The sequence below is a fragment of the Staphylococcus sp. HMSC036D05 genome (assembly GCF_001836225.1).
GTDB classification, from domain to species: domain Bacteria; phylum Bacillota; class Bacilli; order Staphylococcales; family Staphylococcaceae; genus Staphylococcus; species Staphylococcus caprae.
The window spans coordinates 61,940-80,953 of sequence record NZ_KV827783.1; the positions used below are offsets into that span (position 1 = coordinate 61,940).

General features: G+C 34.4%; 22 protein-coding genes. 13 read left to right on the forward strand and 9 right to left on the reverse strand.

The window, feature by feature from the left end; genetic code table 11:
* Positions 1 to 57: 57 nt before the first annotated feature.
* Genes folE2 through HMPREF2580_RS10410 form a run of 3 tightly spaced genes read right to left on the reverse strand, consistent with a single transcriptional unit; the run spans position 58 to position 1,994 of the window.
* A complete protein-coding gene (gene folE2 / locus HMPREF2580_RS10400; protein ID WP_002441149.1) occupies positions 58 to 936 on the reverse strand; it encodes a GTP cyclohydrolase FolE2 in 879 nt (292 codons plus the stop codon).
* Positions 937 to 949: 13 nt separating this feature from the next.
* Positions 950 to 1,615 carry a bacillithiol biosynthesis deacetylase BshB2 gene (gene bshB2, locus HMPREF2580_RS10405; protein WP_002441151.1) on the reverse strand — a complete coding sequence of 222 codons (666 nt, stop codon included), beginning with the start codon at positions 1,613 to 1,615 and terminating at the stop codon, positions 950 to 952.
* Positions 1,616 to 1,631: 16 nt separating this feature from the next.
* Positions 1,632 to 1,994 carry a YojF family protein gene (locus HMPREF2580_RS10410; RefSeq protein ID WP_172605857.1) on the reverse strand — a complete coding sequence of 121 codons (363 nt, stop codon included), beginning with the start codon at positions 1,992 to 1,994 and terminating at the stop codon, positions 1,632 to 1,634.
* 372 nt (positions 1,995 to 2,366) lie between these two features.
* On the opposite strand from HMPREF2580_RS10410, the gene nagB reads away from it, so the two are divergent.
* From nagB to HMPREF2580_RS10455, 9 genes are all read left to right on the forward strand, one after another.
* Positions 2,367 to 3,101 (forward strand): glucosamine-6-phosphate deaminase, encoded by a 735-nt coding sequence (gene nagB, locus HMPREF2580_RS10415; protein WP_070832750.1) that lies wholly within the window; start codon positions 2,367 to 2,369, stop codon positions 3,099 to 3,101.
* A 104-nt stretch (positions 3,102 to 3,205) separates the two neighbouring features.
* Entirely contained in the window at positions 3,206 to 3,838 is a 633-nt protein-coding gene (hxlA, locus tag HMPREF2580_RS10420; RefSeq protein ID WP_070832753.1) for a 3-hexulose-6-phosphate synthase, read from the forward strand.
* Between the two features lies 1 nt (position 3,839).
* Positions 3,840 to 4,388 (forward strand): 6-phospho-3-hexuloisomerase, encoded by a 549-nt coding sequence (gene hxlB / locus HMPREF2580_RS10425; RefSeq protein ID WP_070832756.1) that lies wholly within the window; start codon positions 3,840 to 3,842, stop codon positions 4,386 to 4,388.
* Positions 4,389 to 4,513: 125 nt separating this feature from the next.
* Positions 4,514 to 5,161 carry an HAD family hydrolase gene (locus HMPREF2580_RS10430; protein WP_070832759.1) on the forward strand — a complete coding sequence of 216 codons (648 nt, stop codon included), beginning with the start codon at positions 4,514 to 4,516 and terminating at the stop codon, positions 5,159 to 5,161.
* A gap of 112 nt (positions 5,162 to 5,273) precedes the next feature.
* Positions 5,274 to 6,635, forward strand: a complete 1,362-nt coding sequence (locus tag HMPREF2580_RS10435) for an AMP-binding protein (protein WP_070832761.1) — start codon at positions 5,274 to 5,276, stop codon at positions 6,633 to 6,635.
* A 2-nt stretch (positions 6,636 to 6,637) separates the two neighbouring features.
* Entirely contained in the window at positions 6,638 to 7,777 is a 1,140-nt protein-coding gene (locus tag HMPREF2580_RS10440) for a thiolase family protein (RefSeq protein WP_070832764.1), read from the forward strand.
* On the forward strand, positions 7,752 to 8,117 hold the full coding sequence (locus HMPREF2580_RS10445; RefSeq protein WP_070832768.1) for a protein vraC: 366 nt from the start codon (positions 7,752 to 7,754) through the stop codon (positions 8,115 to 8,117). The genes HMPREF2580_RS10440 and HMPREF2580_RS10445 overlap by 26 nt, the downstream gene beginning before the upstream one ends.
* A 1-nt stretch (position 8,118) precedes the next feature.
* Positions 8,119 to 8,379, forward strand: a complete 261-nt coding sequence (locus HMPREF2580_RS10450; protein WP_002441170.1) for a hypothetical protein — start codon at positions 8,119 to 8,121, stop codon at positions 8,377 to 8,379.
* A gap of 190 nt (positions 8,380 to 8,569) precedes the next feature.
* Positions 8,570 to 9,982, forward strand: a complete 1,413-nt coding sequence (locus HMPREF2580_RS10455) for an MFS transporter (RefSeq protein WP_070832771.1) — start codon at positions 8,570 to 8,572, stop codon at positions 9,980 to 9,982.
* Positions 9,983 to 10,293: 311 nt separating this feature from the next.
* Here the strand turns inward: HMPREF2580_RS10455 and vraX are convergent, their stop codons facing one another.
* The 3 genes from vraX to HMPREF2580_RS10465 all read right to left on the reverse strand — a co-directional run bounded on the left by vraX (position 10,294) and on the right by HMPREF2580_RS10465 (position 12,851).
* Positions 10,294 to 10,464 (reverse strand): C1q-binding complement inhibitor VraX, encoded by a 171-nt coding sequence (gene vraX / locus HMPREF2580_RS12350; protein ID WP_002441175.1) that lies wholly within the window; start codon positions 10,462 to 10,464, stop codon positions 10,294 to 10,296.
* Between the two features lie 466 nt (positions 10,465 to 10,930).
* A complete protein-coding gene (gene thiD / locus HMPREF2580_RS10460) occupies positions 10,931 to 11,761 on the reverse strand; it encodes a bifunctional hydroxymethylpyrimidine kinase/phosphomethylpyrimidine kinase (protein ID WP_070832886.1) in 831 nt (276 codons plus the stop codon).
* 106 nt (positions 11,762 to 11,867) lie between these two features.
* The gene (locus tag HMPREF2580_RS10465; RefSeq protein WP_070832774.1) at positions 11,868 to 12,851 is read right to left on the reverse strand and encodes a choloylglycine hydrolase family protein; all 984 of its coding nucleotides are present in this window, start codon (positions 12,849 to 12,851) and stop codon (positions 11,868 to 11,870) included.
* 169 nt (positions 12,852 to 13,020) lie between these two features.
* Between HMPREF2580_RS10465 and HMPREF2580_RS10470 the strand changes: the two genes are divergently transcribed.
* The 4 genes from HMPREF2580_RS10470 (at position 13,021) to HMPREF2580_RS10485 (ending at position 16,038) form a co-directional block, all read left to right on the forward strand.
* Positions 13,021 to 13,665 carry a uracil-DNA glycosylase gene (locus HMPREF2580_RS10470; protein ID WP_070832778.1) on the forward strand — a complete coding sequence of 215 codons (645 nt, stop codon included), beginning with the start codon at positions 13,021 to 13,023 and terminating at the stop codon, positions 13,663 to 13,665.
* A gap of 17 nt (positions 13,666 to 13,682) precedes the next feature.
* The gene (locus tag HMPREF2580_RS10475) at positions 13,683 to 14,045 is read left to right on the forward strand and encodes a DUF5327 family protein (protein ID WP_070832781.1); all 363 of its coding nucleotides are present in this window, start codon (positions 13,683 to 13,685) and stop codon (positions 14,043 to 14,045) included.
* A 24-nt stretch (positions 14,046 to 14,069) separates the two neighbouring features.
* On the forward strand, positions 14,070 to 14,438 hold the full coding sequence (locus HMPREF2580_RS10480; RefSeq protein ID WP_141756896.1) for a DUF423 domain-containing protein: 369 nt from the start codon (positions 14,070 to 14,072) through the stop codon (positions 14,436 to 14,438).
* 127 nt (positions 14,439 to 14,565) lie between these two features.
* Positions 14,566 to 16,038, forward strand: coding sequence for an APC family permease (locus HMPREF2580_RS10485; RefSeq protein ID WP_070832786.1), 1,473 nt, complete (start codon positions 14,566 to 14,568; stop codon positions 16,036 to 16,038).
* A gap of 77 nt (positions 16,039 to 16,115) precedes the next feature.
* Here HMPREF2580_RS10485 and HMPREF2580_RS10490 read toward each other — a convergent pair whose 3' ends face one another.
* The 3 genes from HMPREF2580_RS10490 to hemQ form a co-directional block, all read right to left on the reverse strand.
* On the reverse strand, positions 16,116 to 16,568 hold the full coding sequence (locus HMPREF2580_RS10490; RefSeq protein ID WP_002441189.1) for a threonine/serine exporter family protein: 453 nt from the start codon (positions 16,566 to 16,568) through the stop codon (positions 16,116 to 16,118).
* Between the two features lie 13 nt (positions 16,569 to 16,581).
* The gene (locus HMPREF2580_RS10495; protein ID WP_002441191.1) at positions 16,582 to 17,346 is read right to left on the reverse strand and encodes a threonine/serine exporter family protein; all 765 of its coding nucleotides are present in this window, start codon (positions 17,344 to 17,346) and stop codon (positions 16,582 to 16,584) included.
* A gap of 916 nt (positions 17,347 to 18,262) precedes the next feature.
* Complete coding sequence (hemQ, locus tag HMPREF2580_RS10500) at positions 18,263 to 19,012, reverse strand: hydrogen peroxide-dependent heme synthase (protein ID WP_002441192.1); 750 nt, start codon at positions 19,010 to 19,012, stop codon at positions 18,263 to 18,265.
* Between the last annotated feature and the right edge of the window lie 2 nt (positions 19,013 to 19,014).

Sequence of the window (19,014 nt, forward strand, 5' to 3'; positions counted from 1 at the left end):
ACGCATGCTATTCCTGCAGGCGTGTCGCCACAATACTCCTTTTGGCGAGATGTGCTTTTATTTTCTATATTTTAGGCGGGCGAATGCGTCGTGTTGGTGAATAGATTCTTCGTTACGACATTCTATATCGAAGCCATCAATCCAATCAAAATCAACTAAATCTGCTGCAATTAATCGAATTAAATCTTCTACAAAGCGTGGGTTTTCATATGCACGTTCTGTTACACGTTTTTCATCTGGACGTTTTAAGATTGGATATAAAATCGAACTCGCATTGGCTTCCATCGCATCTAAAATTTTATCTTTATAATCATCAACGACATCTGTGTCTTTATTTAAATAAGTTTTGACCGTAACGATACCACGTTGATTGTGCGCTGAGTATTCACTAATCTCTTTAGAGCAAGGACATAACGTTGTCACTGCAGCTTCGATAGTTAGTTCTTTACGTGTCACTTTTTCGCCGTCGATGGCTAAACCGTATGTGACATCAGCATTTCCAATCGCTTTAATATGAGTGACAGGGCTAAAACGGTCAAAGAACCATTTTCCTGATACATCAACCCCAGCTGCATTTTGGTTCATTTTTTCTTGAAGTGTACGCAAAACTTGATAAAGCGTATTGAATTCAAGTTCAATGCCGTTGTTATAATGCTTTTCAACGCTTTCTAATATACGGCTCATGTTGATGCCTTTTTCATCTTTATTTAAACTCGTTGAAAAACTAAATAATCCAGCAGTTTGATACTGATCAATCAACACAGGATATGTTAAATTTTTAATTCCTACTTCTTCTATTTCAAATAGGAAATTTTTATGTGTACTTTGTAAATCGGTCATTTCATTTTTAGTTGTAGGTTTTGTACCTTCGACAGGGTCTACAGAGCCGAAATGTTTCCAGCGACCCTCTCGAGTAGATAAATCAAATTCTGTCATGTTTTACCTCCATTTAAGATTCGAAGTGATATGTCCAAAATGGCTCAACTTTTAAGAAACTTTGTGCTTGTCCATCAATATCAGGACTCGCAATTTGTTTTAAAAAAGGTCCTGTTTGTGAAGCATGTGCTTCAAAGGCTTTGAGTTTTAAATCACTATATTTAGAAATATCGTTTTGGATATCTGGTTGTCCTAGAATATCTGGTGCGTCGTTACTAAATGCGACAAGTGTAAGTCTTGGACGTTCAGATTCTGGCATGCGACCAACTGTACGAACGACAGCTTCGGCAGTCGCTTCGTGGTCAGGATGTACTGCGAATTTAGGATAGAATGAAATGATTAATGATGGATTTGTTTCTTCAATTAGATTTTTAATCATATTATCCATCTGATCATGTGGTTCGAATTCTACAGTTTTATCTCGTAATCCCATTTTTCGTAGGTCTGTAATACCGATTGCTCGGCAAGCATCTTCAAGTTCGCGTTCACGAACTTTAGGTAGTGATTCTCTTGTCGCAAAAGGAGGATTACCTAAGTTACGGCCCATTTGTCCTAGTGTTAAGCAAGCGTATGTGACTGGGACGCCTGCATCAATGTAACTTGCAATAGTTCCAGCAGATGAGAAAGTTTCGTCATCTGGATGTGGGAAGATGACAAGTACGTGTCTTTCATCAGTCATGAATCATAACCTCCTTTTAAATTGTAAATGGCTTTTCGCTAATTTCTATTGTAGCTGCCAATTGTCCTTCGTAATTAAATCCTGCGATGAGGAATTCGTTGTCTTCGTTGACTTCAAAGTGTGTTAGCCCTTGTACATAAACCCAACCGCCATCGCGTAATTTGAGACCAACGCGATAAGGATCTTTTTCGCCACCTTTAAGTTGTGCATGTTCGTATGTGACTTGAATATTTCTTAGAAATGTACCAGCGTTAAATACACGTTCATCAAAATGGTTTGCATAGGCTCCATTTGTTGTCTCAACGTGTAAGTATATGGGTTTATTCTCATAAGAAGTTAATAAATTTAATACTTCTTGCTCATTAATAGGTTCCAACACGTTCACTCCCTTATCATTTGCAGTCTATTGTAAAGCTTTAGTAAAGGTATCCCGCAACTTGTTTGTTTATAAAGCATCTATTATTCATAATTGATTTAAAAATGATGGCTATAAATAACATAAAGCGATAATAGAATATCTGCAAATTCGTTTATCTATCTATTTTACTAGAAAGCGTTAAATATTTGTACACGAATGCTTGATTTAGTTAGGAAAATTTTCAATACTGGATTAAAGAGGACATATTTAAGTTTGTTAAATTACTTTAAATTAAGAATTATATTTTGTTAAATGTGTATATAACGAGTATATTATAATGGTAAGTTGGAAAGGTGTAAGTAGACAGAATTAAAATATGCCGAGGTGTTTAAAGTGAAAATCATCAATTTAGGTACAAAAAAACTTGCTTCATTTTACGTAGCGTGTGAACTATTTAAAGAAATGAGTCAACAACCTAATAGCAAGTTAGGTCTAGCTACTGGCGGGACAATGACTGATGTATATCGATATTTAGTAGGTTTATTAGAAAAGAATCAACTAGACGTCTCACATGTAGAAACATTTAATTTAGATGAATATGTCGGGTTACAGCCTAAGCATCCTCAAAGTTACCATCATTACATGGACGAAGTATTATTTAACGCATATCCTCATTTTAAAAAGGATAATATTCATATACCAAAAGGGGATAGCAAGCATTTAGAAGAGGAAGCAGAACGTTATAATCAATTACTCAATGATAAAGGACCAGTAGATATACAAATATTAGGTATTGGAGAGAATGGTCATATAGGATTCAATGAACCAGGTACGGATTTGCATAGCGAGACACATATTGTTAATTTAACTGAAAGTACAATACGTGCAAATAGTCGTTATTTTGAAAGTGAGCAAGATGTACCAAAACAAGCAGTTTCAATGGGTCTTGCAAGTATATTAAAAGCGAAACGAATTATTTTATTGGCATTTGGAGAAAAAAAGAAAGAAGCCATTCATAAATTGATGACTAACCAAGTGACAAGAGACATTCCTTCTACAATTTTACACGCCCATCCGAATGTGGAAGTATATGTAGATGATGAAGCGGCACCAGACAGTAATGAATAAGCACATCGCTAAGGTGATTATGTTTAGGCCAGTTTTAAAAAAGTAATGAAGGGTAAACACGTTCATATAAGAGTTAAATACTCGAAAATGAAAGGATGTTTTCATTGGAATTACAATTAGCAATTGATTTATTAAATAAAGAAGAAGCCGCTGAATTAGCAAAAGAAGTTGAAGAATACGTAGATATTGTTGAAATTGGTACACCGATTGTGATTAATGAAGGTTTACCATCAGTACAACACTTAAATGAAAATATTAATAATGCAAAAGTATTAGCAGATTTAAAAATTATGGACGCAGCAGATTATGAAGTAAGCCAAGCCGTTAAATTTGGCGCAGATGTTGTAACTATTTTAGGTGTAGCAGAAGATGCTTCAATTAAAGCTGCAGTTGAAGAAGCGCATAAACATGGTAAAGAATTATTAGTGGATATGATTGCCGTTCAAGATTTAGAAAAACGCGCGAAAGAATTAGATGAAATGGGTGCAGATTATATCGCTGTACACACTGGTTATGACTTACAAGCTGAAGGACAATCACCATTAGATAGTTTACGTACTGTCAAATCAGTGATTAAAAACTCTAAAGTCGCTGTAGCTGGTGGTATTAAACCAGATACAATTAAAGATATTGTTGCCGAAGAACCAGATTTAGTCATTGTTGGTGGCGGTATCGCAAATGCTGACGATCCTGTAGAAGCAGCAAAACAATGTCGCGATGCGATTGAAGGTAGATAGGATGTCAGAATTTAATAATTACCGTCTTATACTTGAAGAATTAGAGCATACGTTATCTCATGTTGATGATACGGATTATGAACGCTTTACGAATGATGTCATTGGTGCAGACAGAATCTTCGTAGCCGGCAAAGGCCGTTCAGGTTTTGTAGCAAATAGTTTTGCGATGCGTTTAAATCAACTTGGTGAAGATGCGTTTGTTGTAGGGGAATCAACAACACCATCTATTAAAGAACATGATTTATTTATTATTATTTCAGGATCAGGTTCAACTGAGCACTTAAGATTATTAGCTGATAAAGCAAAATCAATCGGTGCAAAAGTTGTCTTGATTACTACAAAAGCTGAGTCCTCTATTGGAGAATTAGCTGAAACAATAGTTGAATTACCGGCAGGGACTAAGCATGAGGTTGAAGGTTCAAAGCAACCATTAGGTAGTTTGTTTGAACAAGCATCGCTCGTATTTTTAGATAGCGTTGTATTACCATTAATGGATGCATTTCACATTGATGAAGAAACAATGCAGAAGAACCATGCAAATTTAGAATAATGAATAATTAAGCCATTGATTTTGTAAATTTGATACAAAGTCGATGGCTTTTTTACAATTTATCGAAATTTTAATCAAAAAAGTGTATATTTATAATGTGATTACTATTTAAGAGGTGAAACATCATGAATTTTGACAACTATATTTTTGATTTTGATGGGACTTTAGCAGATACGACTTCATGCCATGTGTATGCAACGCAAGAAGCTTTTAAAAATTTAGAATTAGAAATACCTAGTGAAGAAGAGATAATAAAAGTAATGAATCAACCTTTAGAAGAGGGATTTAAGTATTTAGTTAATAAAGATGTGACGAAAGCGCAAGTTGAAACATTTATCCAAGCGTATCATCAATACTATGATCGTTATGAGGTACATCATTTAAAAGAATATGCAGGCATCAGTGAAATGCTGCAATTGTTACATAATAAAAAGAAAAAACTCTTTGTGGTATCCAGTAAAAAAACAGATGTTGTAACAAAGCACTTAAATTATTTGGGACTGTATCGTTTTATGACAGATGCGTTAGGATTACATTCAAGGGAACATTTGAAGCCACATCATGAAACGTTACAGACGCTGATTCAAAATAATCATTTGAATTCAGGTCGAACAGTTTATATTGGCGATACAATTTATGATGTTAAAAGTGCCAATGCTTCAAATATTAAATCATGTGTGGTGACTTGGGGAGCACAATCTGCTCATGATTTATTACAAGAAAACCCTCATTATGTAGTTAATGAACCAGAAGAAATTATTACAATTTTATAAGTATATAACGCCTTAATTTCTGTGATGGAAGTTGAGGCGTTCTTTTTTGCGATGAGTTCTGCAGTAAATAATGTTAACATATTAATGTATAAAGTTTACATATGGTGATGACATGTTAGAAATAGTAAAAAATTTATATCGTTTTTCAGAGAGTAAACCTCATCAATTAGCACTCGTCTTTGATGAAGAGAAGCTTACCTATAGAGAGTTCATTCATGCGATTGATGAAAGAACGGATCAATTAACTGATATCCAAAAGTGTGACAGAGTAGGTTTGTTGAGCGACCATCCTATAAATAATCTTATTAATTATTTTGCAATTCATAATCATGGCGGTCTTCCATGCTTTTTAAATCATCAATGGAGTGAATCTACAGTAAAGCAACTCGTTGAGAAGTATCAAATTGAATGGTTAATTCAAGATAAAGAGTTACTTTCAACTGGATGTGATGATAAAAACTTTGAAGATAATATTAAAAATCCGTTACTTCACATTGGATTTACTTCAGGAACGACAGGTTTGCCTAAAGCTTATTATCGGAATGAACCTTCGTGGTTAAGTTCTTATGAAGAAAATGAAAAATTAATTAATCATACGTCACAAGTGATTGTAGCGCCTGGCCCTCTATCGCATTCACTCTCACTATATGCGTGTATTTACGCATTGTTTACTGGAAGAACTTTTATCGGACAAAAAGTATTTAATGCAGAAGCATTAATAGATAACATAATCAAGGTTCATCAACCGAGTGCTTTGTTTGTTGTGCCGACAATGCTCCATCAACTTGTTATGAATGATTCATATGCCTCTAATATTAGCACTATTTTTAGTAGTGGAGCGAAACTTTCAAAAGAGCAATTCGATAATGTGACACAACGCTATCCTTATATAGATTTAATCGAGTTTTTCGGTACTTCTGAAGCAAGTTTTATAAGTTATAACTTGAATCAATCGGCACCGGAGCAGTCAGTTGGTACACTTTTTCCGAATGTTGAAATTCAACTTTTAGAGCAAGATTCGAATCAAATCGGTTTATTGATGGTGCGAAGTGACATGACATTTAGTGGATATGTAAATGAACACGTAGTTGATGAAACATGGATTGAGACAGGTGACTATGCCTATATTGAAAACAGAAATTTATATTTAGTAGGTAGGAAGAGTGACCGACTTATAGTTGGCGGTGTGAATGTCTATCCATCTGAAATTGAACGATTGGTGATGAAGCTCAATAGTGTTGAAGAAGCGATAATTATTGGTCAACCTCATCATAAATTTGGAGAAATATTAGTTCTGTTATATACAGGTAATGAAGAATTGAAATATATAAAGTTGAAACAGTATTTAACGAAGTATCTTTCTAGGTATGAAGTTCCGTCTAAAATAAAGAAGATCGACGCTATGATTTATACAGAATCTGGAAAAATTGCTAGAGGAAAGATGAAATCTAAATATTTGAATGGAGAGATATAATCATGAAGCAACCAGTGATTGTTGCTGCCAAACGAACGGCTTTTGGTAAATATGGTGGAAACTTAAAGCATTTAGAACCTGAGCAATTGTTACAACCATTGTTTAATCATTTTAAGGAAGAATACCCTGAAATAATGGAATATATTGAGGACGTAATAATTGGAAATACAGTTGGCAATGGTGGGAATATTGCTAGGAAATCATTACTTGAAGCAGGTTTAAGCCACACGATTCCAGGTGTTACTATAGATCGACAATGCGGGTCAGGATTAGAAACCATCATCCAAGCGTGTAGGATGATACAGAGTAATGCGGGCCAAGTTTATATTGCTGGTGGTGTGGAGAGTGTGAGTAGAGCGCCATGGAAACTGAAACGTCCACAATCAGTTTATGAAGCGGAGTTTCCTCAATTCTTCGAAAGAGCATCATTTGCACCTGATGGGCAAGATCCCTCAATGATTGAAGCAGCAGAAAATGTCGCTCAAACATACCACATTTCAAGAGAAAGACAAGACGAGTTTGCCTATCGAAGTCATCAATTGGCCAATGAACATATAAATAACGGGAATATTTCCCGAGAAATACTTCCTATTAAAGTTAAAGGTGCTTGGTTTGATAGAGACGAAAGTATTAAACCACGACTTACTTTAGAAAAATTAAATAGATTTAAACCTTTGCTAAACGAAGGAACTGTTACAGTAGGAAATAGTTGTATGAAAAATGATGGGGCAGTTTTACTGCTTATTATGGAAGAATCAATTGCAAAAAGGTTAGGGTTTAAAGAGGGATTAAAATTTATAGAAAGTAGCACAGTGGGTGTTGCTCCTAAGTATTTAGGTATAGGTCCAGTGCCAGCAGTAACAAAGTTGATGAAAAGAACCAATATAAGTATGGCAGCTATCGATACATTGGAACTTAATGAAGCGTTTAGTTCACAAGTCATCGCATGCCAGGATGAACTGAATATACCGATTGCGAAACTGAATCGATGGGGTGGGGCCATTGCATCTGGCCATCCATATGGTGCAAGTGGAGCAGCTTTAGTCGCTCGATTATTTCATATGAAATCCTATTATAGATCTATTGCTACTATGGGGATAGGTGGAGGCATGGGTAATGCAGTATTATTTGAAAGATGGTGAAGAAAGAAGAACGGTTACGTTTCAAGAAAGTGATGTTCAAAAATATTGTCTCCTTTTCAATATAGAATTCAATGGTCACGTTCCTACTTTGATGTGTGCAAAGTTATGGCCTGAATTTGAAATTTATAAAAGTTTTGTAAAGGAAACTTTAATTTTAAAAGAGACATATATTAAAGAAATTAATAAATTAGTAACTAATGAAGAATATAGCGCGATTTTACGCAAAATTTCAGAGAAAATAATCAAAAACATTGTCAAGTATAGATATAGTTTGGAAATTAATAAAAATAACTATAAATGTATATATATAGAACAAGAATTTATCGAGGTAAAGCGTTAAAATGAAAATTTCAAATGAATTAATTGAAACATATTTATCATTAGTTAACGATAAAAATCCAGTTCACAATGAAATTGTTCCAGGTCAATTGGTTTGCGAAATTGCATTTTCAGAGCTTAACATTCACTGGGATAACTATAAAATTAAATATCTCAGACCCATTGATATACATGATGATATACGTTTTTTTGTTGAGGATGAAACGAAAATAAAAGTTTCGAATAATTTAGACGGGGTAAAATTAGTAATATTAAGAATTTAGATTTAAAATTATATTTTTAAAGTTTTATTTCCGGTAATCTTAATTAATGAAAGCAATTTCAAATGTCAAAATTAAATATCTGTAAAATGAATAAACTTGAATTATTGAAAATTATTAAACTTGAATTAATTTGACATTAGAGATTAACAACGTATAATTATGTAACATATCACAAGGGAGTGTTATTGAAATGGATTTCGATAAAAATCAAATTAATGTGGTAGACGGTAAAGAAGCGAAAAAAACCGTTGTAGCTACCGGAATCGGTAACGCCATGGAATGGTTTGACTTTGGGGTTTATGCGTACACGACTGCATACATAGGAGCGAATTTCTTCTCTCCAGTACAAAATCCTCAAATACAACAAATATTAACATTTGCAGCTTTAGCCATTGCGTTCTTATTAAGACCTATTGGTGGTATTGTATTTGGTATCATTGGGGATAAATACGGACGTAAAGTTGTATTAACTACTACAATTATTTTAATGGCGTTATCTACGCTTACGATAGGCTTGCTGCCAAATTACGATACGATAGGTTTATGGGCACCTATTTTGTTACTACTTGCTAGGGTTTTACAAGGTTTCTCAACTGGTGGGGAATATGCCGGCGCTATGACATATGTTGCTGAATCATCACCAGATAAACGTCGTAATAGTTTAGGAAGTGGACTTGAAATTGGTACGCTTTCAGGTTACATTGCAGCTTCAATTATGATTGCTGTACTAAGCTTCTTCCTTAATCACGATCAAATGCAAGCATGGGGGTGGAGAATTCCATTTATTTTAGGTTTATTCTTAGGTTTATTTGGACTTTATTTACGTCGTAAACTTGAAGAATCACCTGTATATGAAAATGATGTTGCTACTACGCCACAAAGAGATAACATTGGATTCTTTACAATTATCCGTTACTACTACAAAGATATTTTAGTTTGTTTCGTAGCGGTAGTATTCTTTAACGTTACAAACTATTCAGTAACAGCATACTTACCAACTTACCTCGGTCAGGTCGTTAAGCTAGATGAAACAACTACGAGTGTACTTATCACATGTGTAATGGCAATTATGATTCCATTAGCATTAATGTTTGGTAAAATGGCAGACAAAATTGGTGAGAAAAAAGTATTCTTAATAGGTACAGGCGGTCTTACTTTATTAAGTATCGTGGCGTACAGTTTATTAAGTACTAAATCATTACCTTTAATCATTATTGGTGTATTTATTTTAGGTTTCTTCTTATCAACATATGAAGCAACAATGCCAGGTTCATTACCAACAATGTTCTATACGCATATTAGATATCGTACATTATCTGTAACATTTAACGTATCTGTTTCTCTATTTGGTGGTACAACACCATTACTTGCTTCTTGGCTAGTAGAGAGAACTGGAAATATTTTAGCACCCGCTTATTATTTAACTGCGATTAGTTTAATCGGATTCTTAGTAATTACATTCTTGCATGTCAGCACTGCAGGTAAGTCTCTTAAAGGTTCTTACCCTAACGTGGACAATGAAAAAGATAGAAAATACTATGAAGATAATCCGAAAAAAGCTTTATGGTGGGTTAAAGAAAGAAAAGAAAAAGAAGATTTCTAAAATTATATTTGAAGGCAAGGCGCCGAGACGCCTTGCCTTTTTCATACAAAAAATTAAAACGCTAATGTTAGCAACGCTCAAAGGTTCTCTCTGAGCTTATTAGGGACAATTTTAGCTAACATTAACGTTTTTTACATATTAAGGTGAGTTTTTTAGGGATGATAGAATGGCTTTAAAAGTCTAAAGAGTTAGGGGACAGAAAACTTTAAAAGCGCATCTGTTTAGGGAATTATCAGAAAACAAATTCTAATTCTCAAATTCTTAATTGGATTTTTGTGCATTGTCTAGGTGTGAAAATAACGTTCTTTGTTTTAATAACTCATTCTCATGTTGTCAACGTCATTTTCTAGTAGAGAGAGCAATTTATAGATTTCAAATTTATTGAAGGTCTCATCACATTTTACTGTAATTGTCTTGAAAGATTTAGTTATGATTTCGTAAATCGGTACTCCATTTTCTATATTTTGCTTGTAGATAATCATGTTGTTCATTTCCTCCTTTGTCTCTCTACACTTTATATAGTAAATGAATTCCCTTAGAAAAACATGGGCCTATGGTATCAACTTTTTATACAACGAACATCGGAGAACAATCTAGGACTTTGTACCTAGAAATTGAGAGAAAATATATATCAAATGACAATGTGCTCAATCATTGCCGTGAAGCTATTTTCTCATGAAAAAAAACGAAGCTGGGACATAATTAATCGTCTCAGCTTTCTTTAACATATTGGCAGTAGATGTCTGAATTAAAAGTGCGCTTATATCAAGCTTCTTTTAATCCTAGCCATCCTTGCCGGCGGGGCCCCAACATAGAGAATTTCTTTTTAAGAAATTCTGCAAACAATGAAAGTTGGGAGAGGGACAACGAATATAATTTTGCTAAATTATATTTCTGTCCCTCTCCCATAAGAAGTACTAGCATTTTTTATAAAAATGCAGTGCTTCTTTAAACCTCGGTAACATCTACGTCGATGTGTTCAATGCGGTTGTAAGCGCCATGGTCAACTGGACCGACGAAGTCATTCATTTTCCATCCATTTTTAATTGCTGAAGCAACGAAGGCTTTGGCAGCAATGACAGCCTCTTTTGGAGATTTACCGTTCGCTAAGTAAGCTGTCGTTGCAGCTGCGAACGTACAACCTGCTCCGTGATTATAGCTTTGTTGGAACATGTCAGTCGTTAATTGATAGAACGTTTGTCCGTCATAATATAAGTCGTAAGATTTATCTTGATCTAATGCTTTGCCGCCTTTAATGATGACATGAGGTGTGCCTGCATCATAAATTTTTTGAGCAGCTTTTTTCATGTCTTCAATGGAAGTTAATTTTCCTAAGCCTGAAAGTTGACCAGCTTCAAATAAGTTTGGAGTTACAACAGTAGCTTTAGGTAATAAATATTTAATCATAGCGTCAGTATTTCCTGGGTTAAGTACTTCGTCTTCACCTTTACATACCATGACTGGGTCCACTACGAAATATTTCGCACCAGATTCTTCAAATGCTTCGCCAGCACGTTTGATAATTTCTTCCGTACCTAACATTCCCGTTTTAATTGCATCTGGGCCGATAGAAATTGCTGTTTGAAGTTGCTTTTCAAAGACATCCATATCTAGAGGTGTCACATCATGTGACCAAGTTTCTTTATCCATTGTTACGATAGAAGTTAAAGCTACCATTCCATACGTATCTAATTCTTGGAAAGTTTTAAGATCTGCTTGCATACCAGCGCCAGCACTAGTATCAGAACCTGCAATTGTTAGTACTTTTTTTAAAGCCATCATCGATTCACTCCCGTTAAATTCTAATATATCTTTAATCATACCACGTTTATCGGGTAAGCTAAATATTTATACTTATTGAAAATGAGGTCTACAAATCAGCATACTAGCCATTTAATTCAGACATCATCAATTTAGAATTAATAGGAAGAAACGTCATTTCGTCTTTAGTTAAAACTTCTTCATTTAATTGAACTTTGAAAAGTTGATTGCTGAAGTACGGCTTAATGTAATAAGTTTTATCTTTACTATCCATCACAAGTTGGTATTGCGTGTAATGTGTTTCACCAGCATCAAGTACAGCGCCTTGAGGAATGCTTACAGAATCTAAAATTTTAAAACAATTCATAAGGTTAATATCTTCATCGTCTGCGGATTGAAGATGATGTCTTAAATATGTCGCTCTTACAAAGCGTTCAGTGGAAGTATAACCTCCAGGTAAGCCATTCGTACCAGCTTCACAACCCATTGAACGCACTAAAACTTTTCCTACAAGTTGATTTGCTGATTTTTCAGGTTGTAGAAATGCATAATTTCTTAAATTTTCAACATGCCATTCTAACTTAGGGGCATTTGTTAGCACTTTAACATGGTTATCTTTAACGATAAGTAAGCCGTTATGAGGTTCAACAGCAACCGTATGACCACTGTTATCTGTGATAATAAAGTGTAATGGGGGAACGACGTTTAAAGTAGTGTTTTTCTCATTCATAATATTAATTGTCTTCACTTTTTGTTTTAACTCATCAACATTTTTAATGAAGCCAAGGACCCATACGATGAATTCTTCGGGAGCTAAATTTAAATATCCGTATCTTCTATGACTACTGTAGGAAGCTTCACCTGTAAAGTAGTGATTGGAAATAGCTACGCCATGTTCATTAATGCCGTCCCCGAAACGATATCGACCAACCTTCAGATTTGTTCCGACAAATCCATATTCAAGACGCATTTCAGACTCTAAGTCAAATTGATAGTTATAATGACGTGGTACAACTGTAGGAATACCATTAAATTCGAATGCGAAATCCATTGTTCTAGCTAAGTAATGATGTTTTTTCTTTGTGAAAAATGAAAAACCAGTACACATATGTCTACGCTCCAAACTTATAGAAAATTAATGATTTAGTAGTACTATAGTCAAAATCACTCAATTTGTAAACTTTTAAAACTAAACAGTTTACATTAGCTCTAGCATATTATAATAAACATCACCTCTTACGCTTGGATATGTTAAAATATGGCGAGAGGTGAATACGATGAAATGGTCAGAAATTTTTCATGATATAACGTCACGACATGACTTTCAGGCAATGCACGACTTCTTAGAAAAGGAGTATACGACGCAAATTGTATACCCTGATAGAAAGAACATTTACCAAGCATTCGAGTTAACACCGTTTGAAAATATTAAAGTAGTTATACTAGGTCAGGATCCCTATCATGGACCTAATCAAGCACATGGTTTAGCATTTTCAGTGCAACCTAATGCTAAATTTCCACCATCATTAAAAAATATGTATCAGGAACTAGAAGATGATATTGGTTGCCATAGAACTTCACCACATTTACAAGATTGGGCCAGAGAAGGCGTATTATTATTAAATACTGTACTTACAGTGAGACAAGGTGAAGCGCATTCTCATAGAGATATTGGCTGGGAAATATTTACAGATGAAGTCATTGAGGCAGTTTCAAAACATCGCGAAGATGTGGTCTTTATTTTGTGGGGCAAACCAGCACAACAAAAAGAAAAACTTATTGATACATCTAAGCATCTAGTTATTAAATCTCCTCATCCAAGTCCATTATCTGCGTTTAGAGGTTTCTTTGGTTCGAAACCATACTCTAGAACTAATGACTATTTGCAGTCTAAAGGCAAAGCGCCTATCAATTGGTGTTAAGGTTAAGGTGATTGGCAATGAATAAAGATAAATTGATTCAATTGATCGAACAAGAACTCGTACAAGCGGATGAAGCGCAAACTGAATCTGAATTTGAAAAGCATATGTATGCGATACATACTTTAACTTCTTTATATACATCTAATGATAGTCAAACTTCATCTCATAATATGAGCCAAACATCTGTGAACCATACATTCTCATCTGATAATCAGAAAGGGAATCAGTCAACTTCACATAAGAGTGAAGTGACAGCAGCAGAAATTGAAGCAATGGGTGGCAAAGTGCCTCAATCTATGAAAAATGCACATACTTCAAATTCAAATTTAATGGCAACAGATGACAATATAGGAAATGGCGAATCTATTTTCGATTTTTAATTAAAAAGGAGCACAATTGAAATGATGAAATTATTTATAATTTTAGGTGCACTCAACACGATGATGGCTGTAGGAACAGGAGCATTTGGTGCACATGGTTTAGAGAATAAGTTATCAGAAAAATACATGTCCGTATGGGAAAAAGCGACAATGTACCAAATGTATCATGGTTTAGGACTATTAGTTATTGGTGTCATTAGTGGTACAACAGCAATTAATGTTAATTGGACAGGCTGGCTAATGTTCTTCGGAATTGTCTTCTTTAGCGGTTCTTTATATATCTTAGCTTTAACTCAAATTCGTATTTTAGGTGCGATTACGCCAATTGGAGGCGTATTGTTTATAGCAGGATGGCTTATGCTCATTATCGCAACATTTAAATTTGCTGGATAAATTATTACTAAGCGCACATTAAAATAGTTAACTTTTAAAACGATTGAAACCCTAAAATTTTACAAAAAATTACAGATTAAAAACTCACCTTTTTGGGTATAGGATACCTTCGAGGTGAGTTTTATTTATGGAAAATAAAAATAAACAAGTAGATAGAGGTGACCTTAAGCAAAACCTATCTGAAAAATTTGTGTGGGCTATCGCTTACGGCTCATGTATAGGATGGGGCGCCTTTATTTTACCTGGAGATTGGATTAAACAATCAGGTCCGATTGCATCCTCAATAGGTATTGTTATCGGGGCACTATTAATGATTTTAATTGCTGTCAGCTATGGTGCCTTAGTTGAGAAATTTCCAGTTTCAGGTGGCGCATTTGCTTTTAGTTTCTTAAGTTTTGGGAGATATGTAAGTTTCTTCTCGTCATGGTTTTTAACGTTTGGGTATGTCTGTGTCGTAGCACTTAATGCAACAGCGTTTAGTTTATTAATTAAATTCTTGTTACCTAACGTATTAAATAATGGGAAGCTTTATACTGTTGCAGGTTGGGATGTCTACATAACTGAAATCATTATAGCTACAGTACTATTATTAATCTTTATGTTTGTAGCTATTAGAGGTGCAAGTGTCTCAGGTTCACTACAATATTATTTCTGTGTAGCGATGGTTATCGTTGTGTTACTTATGTTCTTTGGATCTTTCTTTGGTAACAACTTCGAAATCAGTAATTTACAGCCTTTAGCTAATTCTGATAAAGGATGGTTTAAGTCTATTATTATGATTGTCGCCATTGCACCATGGGCATATGTAGGCTTTGATAATATTCCACAAACAGCTGAAGAATTTGATTTCGCACCAAACAAAACATTTAAATTAATCGTTTATAGTTTACTTGCAGCATCATTAACTTACGTTGTGATGTTACTTTATACAGGTTGGTTAGGTACGCATACGAAAAGTTTAAATGGTAACTTATGGTTAACTGGAGCAGTAACTCAAGAAGCCTTTGGTTATATTGGCCTTGGTGTGTTAGCTATTGCGATTGCGATGGGTATCTTTACAGGTTTAAACGGCTTCTTAATGAGTTCAAGTCGTCTGTTATTCTCTATGGGACGTTCAGGAATTATGCCTACAGTATTCAGTAAATTGCATAGTAAATATAAGACGCCATATGTAGCAATCATTTTCTTAGTGGCAGTAGCATTAGTAGCGCCTTGGTTAGGGCGTAATGCATTAAATTGGATTGTTAACATGTCGTCAACTGGTGTCTCTATTGCATACTTTATTACTTGTCTATCAGCAGCGAAATTATTTAGTTATGATAAACAAAGTAATACGTATGCACCGATATATAAAACATTTGCAATAATTGGTTCAATCGTCTCATTCATTTTCTTAGGATTATTACTTATCCCTGGATCTCCAGCATCACTTCCAGGACCATCTTATATTGCATTGGCTATTTGGTTAGTCATTGGATTAGTATTTTTCTTTATACGTTATCCAAAACTTAAGAGAATGGATAATGACGAACTCAGTCGACTTATTCTTAATCGCTCTGAAAATGAAGTCGAAGACATGATTGATGAACCTAATAAATAGATTTAAAAATACTTTTATGCGTTATTTAAAAAGTGGAGTGCTAGGACAAAATCCATAGCCTCCACTTTATTTATGTCTTATAATCTTTTTCGAGTACGGTCGAAACCTGAAATAACAATTTTTGAAATTTGATCTGCAAATAATAAGCCTAACGCAATGGCTCCAGCTATTAGCGTGACTTCAAGCATTGTATTAATTGCAGTACTGAAATGAAGTAGCACTAAATTTTTGGTTGCATCATAAGCCAGACCACCTGGTACTAATGGAATGATACCGGTTACCATAAAGATAATCACAGGCTCTCTCATGTGTCTAGCCATATAGTGACTTAACAAGCCTAAAGCTAAGCTACCAAAGAAGCTTGAATAAATCGTATGAACTTCTAATCCATCAAAGAAAAGAATATAAACCATCCAACCGCAAGCACCTACAAAGCCACATGATAAATATAACTTTCTTGGTGCATCAAATATCACACAGAAAAAGAGTGAGGCGAGAAAGCTAAATATGAAGTTGAATATCCAAAACATTTCTAATCGCCTCCTAAACTAAAATTAAAACGGAACTTACGCCCGCACCGATACCAAATGAAGTGACTAAAGCTTCTAAAGATTTAGTTGTAAACATCAACATATGCCCACCAAATAAATCTTGAATGGCATTTGTAATCAATACACCAGGTACAATCGGCATCACTGCTGCAATAATAATTGTTGCCAGATCTCCGCTTGGTACAAGGGAATGTCCTAAAACGGCAATGATACCAATAACAAGCGAACCTAGAAATTCCGGTATAAATTGTGCATGTAATTTACGGTCTAAAATTTCAACAACAAGATAACCAATACTTCCAGCAAGTAAGGCTGTAGCGATATCAATAAGACGTCCCCCTTGTAAATACAGAAAACTTACCGCGATAATCGCTGCTGCTATACCTTTAAAGGGAAGACTGCTGTCTCTCTTAGCTACATATATTTCTTCTAATTTCTTCTTTGCATCTTCAAGACTGATAGAGCCATGAGTAATTTGTCTTGAAATCTCGTTAGCCTGAGAAATTTTAATTAAATTTGTATCGCGAGATTTAATTCTATATAAACGCGGATAGGACTCATTATGTAGGGTAAATTGAATTACAGTATTTGTTACAAAGCTATTACTTTCAGAATAACCCAGCTTCATAGCAATACGTGACATAGTATCTTCTACTCTAGTACCTTCAGCACCAGATTCTAATAATATACGTGCAGCTAACATGACCACGTCCTTGATGAGACTTTCATGCGCTGTTTCATTTGAATTTATAGTCATGACATCACCAAATTTTTAAAATATTATGAATTTAATTATTATTATAGTAGAAGTAATTTGAAAAGACCACAACCAGCGTTTGACGGCACAAGTTTGAAGGGAGCTTGTGAGAAGGATAAATGAAGAGTTGGGAAAGTATAATTAATTTATTAAAATAGCATTATTTTTAAACTAATAATGAATTTATACCGAAAGAGTGTACTATTATCATTTTAATATGTTTCAAATATTTCAAAATGGTTAATGAAATATTAGTTAACGATTACAAAGGATATATTGGGTAGCGACTGTATATTCTCTAAAGTTAACTTAATACGTAGTAGTGGTTAAAGTTCTCCCAAGGATACTACTAGGAAGCACACTTCGAGTTCTCCGGAGTGTGTTTCTTTTTTTGAAAAAGATAGCTTATTTGAAATCATCACATATTATAAATAAATCATCAGCTAGTGCTTATAGACTGTAGACAACTTTTTTAAATTAAGACTCATATATCAATACTTCGTATTGTTTAGCTCCCTTGCCGCGGGCATGACTTGGGAGTGATACAGAATTCTAGAATTTAAGAATTCGTATTATCACCCCCGCAAGGATGATTAGATGTTGAGCCATTTTATGAGCTCAATATCAATCAGCTACTGCGTAGCCTGTCTTTTAAAAATCAATTAACTTACAAGTAGTCTCAAGACGCATGCTATTCCTGCAGGCGTGTCGCCGTCAATACTTCGTATTTCTGTCGTGAATAAAATTTACACATGAATTCAAAACTCATGTGCTTTTTAGTGAATATGATTGCTTGATTGAATACTGTTTTCTTACAATCTGTTATGTTAAATATGCTCTGTAGATAAGCTAAGGGAGTGGGGCTGAAATATAATTTAGGAAAATTAATTTCGTTGTCCCACTCCCTAGTTAAACATTATATATTGAAAAATTCATTAAAGTCTTCTGTATTTAAAATATGGCCTACATAGAAACTACCGAATTCGCCATAACGTGCAGTTGTTTCATCGAAGCGCATTTCGTATACGATTTTCTTGAATTGTAATACATCATCAGAGAAAAGTGTTACGCCCCATTCAAAATCATCGAAACCAACAGATCCAGTAATGAATTGTTTGATTTTACCAGCGTATTTACGACCAATCATACCATGGTTATACATTAATTTTTTACGGTCTTCGATAGGTAACATATACCAGTTATATGTTTCATTACGGCGTTTATCCATTGGATAGAAACAAATATATTCTGAATGTGGAAGTTCAGGATATAATCTTGCTTTTACGTGTGGATTTTCATACGGGTCTTCGTCAGATTTGCCAGCTAAATAATTACTTAATTCAATCACTGAAACATATGAATACGTAGGGATTAAATAATCAGCAATACGTAATTTATTGAATTCATTTTCAATGGTATTTAAATCTTTCATTTCAGGGCGTAAAAACCATAATAATAAATCTGCTTTTTGTCCTGTAATATTATAAATTGCATGATCGCCAGTATGTGAATCTCTAGCGCTCGTTTTATCTTCAACGAATGATTTCAATTCAGAAATCATAGATTCTCGTTCTTCTTCTGGAACTAAACGGAAAGTTGTCCAATCCATTGCATAAAATAAATGCAAACTATACCAACCGTCTAAAGTTTCAGCTGCTTCACTCATAT

Excerpts from the sequence above, each read along its gene's own strand:
- HMPREF2580_RS10430 (WP_070832759.1), top strand. The coding sequence starts at position 4,514 with ATGAATTTTGACAACTATATTTTTGATTTTGATGGGACTTTAGCAGAT.
- HMPREF2580_RS10475 (WP_070832781.1), top strand. The coding sequence starts at position 13,683 with ATGAATAAAGATAAATTGATTCAATTGATCGAACAAGAACTCGTACAA.
- HMPREF2580_RS10445 (WP_070832768.1), top strand. The coding sequence starts at position 7,752 with ATGCAGTATTATTTGAAAGATGGTGAAGAAAGAAGAACGGTTACGTTT.
- thiD (WP_070832886.1), bottom strand. The coding sequence starts at position 11,761 with ATGGCTTTAAAAAAAGTACTAACAATTGCAGGTTCTGATACTAGTGCT.
- HMPREF2580_RS10480 (WP_141756896.1), top strand. The coding sequence starts at position 14,070 with ATGAAATTATTTATAATTTTAGGTGCACTCAACACGATGATGGCTGTA.
- bshB2 (WP_002441151.1), bottom strand. The coding sequence starts at position 1,615 with ATGACTGATGAAAGACACGTACTTGTCATCTTCCCACATCCAGATGAC.
- hemQ (WP_002441192.1), bottom strand. The coding sequence starts at position 19,012 with ATGAGTGAAGCAGCTGAAACTTTAGACGGTTGGTATAGTTTGCATTTA.
- hxlB (WP_070832756.1), top strand. The coding sequence starts at position 3,840 with ATGTCAGAATTTAATAATTACCGTCTTATACTTGAAGAATTAGAGCAT.
- vraX (WP_002441175.1), bottom strand. The coding sequence starts at position 10,464 with ATGATTATCTACAAGCAAAATATAGAAAATGGAGTACCGATTTACGAA.
- HMPREF2580_RS10485 (WP_070832786.1), top strand. The coding sequence starts at position 14,566 with ATGGAAAATAAAAATAAACAAGTAGATAGAGGTGACCTTAAGCAAAAC.
- folE2 (WP_002441149.1), bottom strand. The coding sequence starts at position 936 with ATGACAGAATTTGATTTATCTACTCGAGAGGGTCGCTGGAAACATTTC.
- HMPREF2580_RS10435 (WP_070832761.1), top strand. The coding sequence starts at position 5,274 with ATGTTAGAAATAGTAAAAAATTTATATCGTTTTTCAGAGAGTAAACCT.
- HMPREF2580_RS10465 (WP_070832774.1), bottom strand. The coding sequence starts at position 12,851 with ATGTGTACTGGTTTTTCATTTTTCACAAAGAAAAAACATCATTACTTA.
- HMPREF2580_RS10455 (WP_070832771.1), top strand. The coding sequence starts at position 8,570 with ATGGATTTCGATAAAAATCAAATTAATGTGGTAGACGGTAAAGAAGCG.
- HMPREF2580_RS10495 (WP_002441191.1), bottom strand. The coding sequence starts at position 17,346 with ATGACTATAAATTCAAATGAAACAGCGCATGAAAGTCTCATCAAGGAC.
- HMPREF2580_RS10490 (WP_002441189.1), bottom strand. The coding sequence starts at position 16,568 with ATGTTTTGGATATTCAACTTCATATTTAGCTTTCTCGCCTCACTCTTT.
- HMPREF2580_RS10470 (WP_070832778.1), top strand. The coding sequence starts at position 13,021 with ATGAAATGGTCAGAAATTTTTCATGATATAACGTCACGACATGACTTT.
- HMPREF2580_RS10440 (WP_070832764.1), top strand. The coding sequence starts at position 6,638 with ATGAAGCAACCAGTGATTGTTGCTGCCAAACGAACGGCTTTTGGTAAA.
- HMPREF2580_RS10450 (WP_002441170.1), top strand. The coding sequence starts at position 8,119 with ATGAAAATTTCAAATGAATTAATTGAAACATATTTATCATTAGTTAAC.